Below are 1,193 nucleotides of genomic sequence, written 5' to 3'. Positions count from 1 at the left end.
ATGGCCAAAGAGAAATTTGAACGCAACAAGCCGCACTGCAACATCGGCACGATTGGTCACGTTGACCATGGCAAGACGTCGCTGACAGCGGCGATCACGAAGGTGCTTGCCGAGACGGGCGGTGCGACGTTCACGGCGTATGACCAGATCGACAAGGCACCGGAAGAGAAGGCTCGTGGCATCACGATCTCGACGGCGCATGTGGAGTATGAGACGAAGAACCGTCACTACGCCCATGTCGACTGCCCCGGGCATGCCGACTATGTGAAGAACATGATCACGGGCGCGGCGCAGATGGACGGCGCGATCCTGGTTGTTTCGGCAGCGGATGGCCCGATGCCTCAGACGCGCGAGCACATTCTGCTGGCCCGCCAGGTCGGCGTTCCGGCGCTGGTCGTGTTTCTGAACAAGGTCGACCTTGTCGACGATCCGGAGCTGCTCGAGCTGGTTGAGATGGAAGTTCGCGAGCTTTTGTCGAAGTACGAGTTCCCCGGCGACGACATTCCGATCACGATGGGCTCTGCGAAGGCTGCTCTGGACAACGTCAACCCGGCGATTGGTCATGACGCGGTGCTGAAGCTGATGCAGACGGTTGACGACTACATCCCGCAGCCCGAGCGTCCGATCGACCAGCCCTTCCTGATGCCGGTTGAAGACGTGTTCTCGATCTCGGGCCGTGGCACGGTCGTGACCGGCCGTGTCGAGCGCGGCATCGTCAAGGTTGGCGAGGAAGTCGAGATCGTCGGCATCCGCGCCACGCAGAAGACGACGGTGACGGGCGTCGAGATGTTCCGCAAGCTTCTGGACCAGGGCCAGGCTGGCGACAACATCGGCGCGCTGCTGCGCGGCACCAAGCGTGAGGACGTGGAGCGCGGCCAGGTGCTGTGCAAGCCCGGTTCGGTGAAGCCGCACACCAAATTCAAGGCCGAAGCCTACATCCTGACCAAGGAAGAGGGCGGTCGTCATACGCCGTTCTTCGGCAACTACCGTCCGCAGTTCTACTTCCGCACGACGGACGTGACGGGCGTGGTGACGCTGCCTGAGGGTACGGAGATGGTGATGCCTGGCGACAACATCGCCATGGAAGTGAACCTGATCGTGCCGATCGCCATGGAAGAGAAGCTGCGCTTCGCCATCCGTGAAGGCGGTCGTACCGTCGGCGCCGGCGTCGTCGCCGCAATCATCGAATAAGA

General features: G+C 61.9%; 1 protein-coding gene. It reads left to right on the top strand.

What is annotated here, in order from left to right; genetic code table 11:
• The gene (gene tuf / locus AB4037_RS34560) at positions 1-1,191 is read left to right on the top strand and encodes an elongation factor Tu (protein ID WP_434956980.1); all 1,191 of its coding nucleotides are present in this window, start codon (positions 1-3) and stop codon (positions 1,189-1,191) included.
• Positions 1,192-1,193 lie beyond the last annotated feature (2 nt).

The sequence above is a fragment of the Labrys sp. KB_33_2 genome, assembly GCF_052114505.1.
In the GTDB taxonomy this organism is placed as follows: Bacteria; Pseudomonadota; Alphaproteobacteria; order Rhizobiales; family Labraceae; genus Labrys.
This window is presented reverse-complemented; position numbering and strand designations above follow the sequence as displayed.